Below are 3185 nucleotides of genomic sequence, written 5' to 3' on the forward strand. Positions count from 1 at the left end.
GGTCGCGAGCCCACGGCGCGGGGGCTACCCACGTTCACGCTGCGCGATTTCACGCTGCCGGTCGAACTGCCGCGGGTCATTCCGTCAGAGTGGGTGCGCCAGCGCCCCGACATCCAGGGCGCGCAGGCGCTGCTGCATGCGGCCAATGCGGACTACGGCGTGGCCGTGGCGCGCCTGTACCCGCAAGTCAACCTCAGTGCCAGCCTGGGCTCGCAGGCGCTGACCACGGGCGCCTTGCTGGGCGGCGGCGCCGCCGTGTGGAGCCTGATCGGCCAGATCACGCAGCCCTTGTTCAACCCCGCGCTGCCGGCCGAAAAGCGCGCGGCTTTGGCCGCGCTGGACGCGGCCGCCGCCAACTACCAGGGCGTGGTGCTGGACGCCTTGCGCAGCGTGGCCGATGCGCTGCGCGCGCTGGACAACGACGCCCAGGCCCTGGCCGCGCAGGCCGGTGCCGATGCCGCCGCGCAGGGCAGCCTGCAGTCCATGCAGCGGCAGTACGCGCTGGGTTCTGCCAGCTATCTGCAGTTGCTCAGCGCCCAGCAGCAGGCGCAGCAGATCCGCACCGACCTCTTGGCGGCCCAGGCGCGGCGCCTGCAGAGCAGTGCTGCCCTGTACCAGGCCGTGGGCGCGGGCTGGGCGGGCGCGCCGCAGGCCAGCAACGGCGGTTGAGGGGCCGTGCTACCGATTCGGCGGGACGGCCGCATGCATCCCGTTCGGGCGGCGGCTGCCGGGCTTTCGACCGTGCGGCAGGCTCACGACAGGCTTGGCGCGGTGCCAACGGAACTGCGTCAGCGCCTTCCTTGTGCCAGATCCCTCAGAACCTGTTGGCGATCGTTTCGGGGATTGCGTTGGAGTGCCATCGGGATCGGGCAAGTGCCTTGCCGGGCGGTCTGCGGCGTTGCGGCGCTTGTGGATGGCCGAGCTATCCACTGCGCACCGCGCCTTGCAGCCCATGCCGGCAAGGTGCTTGGGCGACCTCGAAACGATCGTCAACAGGTTCGTAAGGGGCGGCGCGCACACAGGCATCAGTCCAGCGGCCCTTTGGGGACCTTGTCGGCCTTCTTCTCCACGGGGTTGGCCGTGAGCCACTGGGCGGCGTACTGGCGCATGAACTCCTTGGCCTTGTCGGGGCGGGCCGTGAGCCACGCGTCATAGGCGCCTTCGTTCAGGATGGCGGGCATGCTCTTTTCGCTGCCCGGCTGGCCGTAGCGGTGCAGCAGGGCATGGTTGTTGGCGTTCACGGTGAGCAGGCAGTAGCTGATGATGACTTCGCCATCGGCACCCTGCCAGCGTGCCCACAGCCCCGCCACGCCCATGGGCTGGCCGTCCACGCGCGCAATGCGCGTGGGCACGGCCTTGCCGCTGCGCAGATCGTCTTCATAGAACGCCGCCATGGGCACGATGCAGCGCTGGCCGTTCAGCCAGGCATCGCGGAACGCCGTGCCGGTGGAGGCGTTATCGGACTTGGCATTGACCAGCTTGGGCGCCCGCAGCCTGGCGTCGGAGGCCGACTTGACCCAGTGCGGAACCAGGCCCCACTGTGCGGGCACCAGCACGCGGCCGCCGGCAGTGGCACTGGGGGCCTCGGGCAGTTCGGCGGTGTGCGGCGGGGCCTCGGTTGAAGCGCCCGGAGGCTGGGCCAGGGCCGCTGCCGTGGCCGCATGCACGATGAAGAAGCCCGGCTTGCGTGGCCACAGATGGCGCTCGCCCAGGGAGGCGGGTGGGTCCACCTGGAACGCCCCACGGTAGCTGTCGGCGTTCTGCAGGGTTTCGTAATGGGTGCTCATGCGCGGATGGTACCGCGTGGTGGCCATTATTTGAGGTAAATACCGCCCATGCGCTTGATTGGCAAGCGCATTCAGCTATAAAAAATGAAGCAAACAGACGCAACATGCGGCCCCGTGGCCCCCGCGGCCGGGTATTGGCGCTGCGGCTGTGTGGACACCGGCCCGCGCATGATGCACGTCAAGCACCATGTCGCCTGCGTTGTGACATGCGCCGCGCGGGTTTTCACAATGGCGGCATGGACTTCGCACCTTCTCCCCTGGCGCGCCAGATGCAGGAACGCCTCGCAGCGTTCATGGACCGCTATCTGCTGCCCTACAACGCGGCCTGGCACGCGGCCGTTCAGGCGGGCGAGTATCCGCCGCCGTTCCTCGAAGACCTCAAGGCCCTGGCGCGCGAGGAGGGCCTGTGGAACCTGTTCCTGCCCACGCTGTGCGAGGGCGAGCCGGGCACGCGCCTGTCCAACCTCGACTACGCGCCGCTGGCCGAAACCATGGGCCGCCTGCCCTGGGCGCCCGAGGTCTTCAACTGCCACGCGCCCGACACGGGCAACATCGAGCTGTTGCACCGCTTTGCTTCGCCCGCCCAGCGCACACGGTGGCTGCAGCCGCTGTTGCAGGGGCAGATGCGTTCGGCCTTTGCCATGAGCGAGCCCGACGTGGCGTCGTCCGACCCCACCAACCTGCAGACCACAGTGCAGCGCGATGGCGCAGCGCTGGTGCTCCATGGCCGCAAGTGGTTCATCACGGGCGCGGCGCACCCGCACTGCAAGCTGCTCATCGTGCTGTGCCGCAATGCCGATGCGGCGGGTGCGCCGGGGTCCGACATCCACCACCGCCACAGCATGGTGCTGGTGCCCGCCGATGCACCGGGCGTTCAGATCGTGCGCAATATCAGCGTGCTGCACCACCATGCCCCCGAGGGGCATTGCGAGATCCTGCTGCAGGGTGTGCGCGTGCCAGCCGACCACCTGCTGGGCGACTGGGGCGCCGGTTTTGCCATGGCCCAGGCGCGCCTGGGGCCGGGCCGCGTGCACCACTGCATGCGCACCATCGGCCAGTGCGAGCTGGCGCTCTCCCTGGCCACCGAGCGCGCGCTGGAGCGCACGGCGTTTGGCAAGCCGCTGGCCGATCAGGCGAATGTGCAGGAGTGGATTGCCGAGTCGCGCATCGAGATTGACCAGGCACGCCTGCTGGTGCTGCATGCCGCCTGGTTGCTGGACCAGGGCCCGCACCCCGAGGGCAGCGCCGACGCCGGCCAGGTGCGCGCGCAGGTGGCCGCCATCAAGGTGGTGGCTGCGCGCCTGCAGCAGCGCGTGGTGGATCGCGCCATGCAGATCTTCGGCGCCATGGGCCTGTCGCCCGACACGCCGCTGGCCGCCTTCTGGACCTGGGGCCGCG

The 3185-nt window shown here is 69.6% G+C and carries 3 protein-coding genes; 2 read left to right on the plus strand and 1 reads right to left on the minus strand.

Annotation, left to right across the window (positions count from 1 at the left end; translation table 11 throughout):
* A partial coding sequence (locus tag ACDELDRAFT_RS20580; RefSeq protein WP_005800014.1) for a TolC family protein occupies positions 1-669 on the plus strand: 669 nt, incomplete at its 5' end.
* A 356-nt stretch (positions 670-1025) separates the two neighbouring features.
* Here the strand turns inward: ACDELDRAFT_RS20580 and ACDELDRAFT_RS20585 are convergent.
* Positions 1026-1787 carry an SOS response-associated peptidase gene (locus ACDELDRAFT_RS20585; protein WP_040330184.1) on the minus strand — a complete coding sequence of 254 codons (762 nt, stop codon included), beginning with the start codon at positions 1785-1787 and terminating at the stop codon, positions 1026-1028.
* A gap of 236 nt (positions 1788-2023) precedes the next feature.
* Between ACDELDRAFT_RS20585 and ACDELDRAFT_RS20590 the strand changes: the two genes are divergently transcribed.
* Positions 2024-3185: acyl-CoA dehydrogenase family protein (locus ACDELDRAFT_RS20590; protein WP_040330186.1), on the plus strand; the 1162-nt coding region annotated here is incomplete at its 3' end.

Origin of the sequence: Acidovorax delafieldii 2AN (assembly GCF_000175235.1) — a bacterium.
Taxonomy (GTDB): domain Bacteria; phylum Pseudomonadota; class Gammaproteobacteria; order Burkholderiales; family Burkholderiaceae_C; genus Acidovorax; species Acidovorax delafieldii_B.

Coding starts and splice junctions, on each gene's coding strand:
- ACDELDRAFT_RS20585 (WP_040330184.1), bottom strand. CDS start 1,787: ATGAGCACCCATTACGAAACCCTGCAGAACGCCGACAGCTACCGTGGG.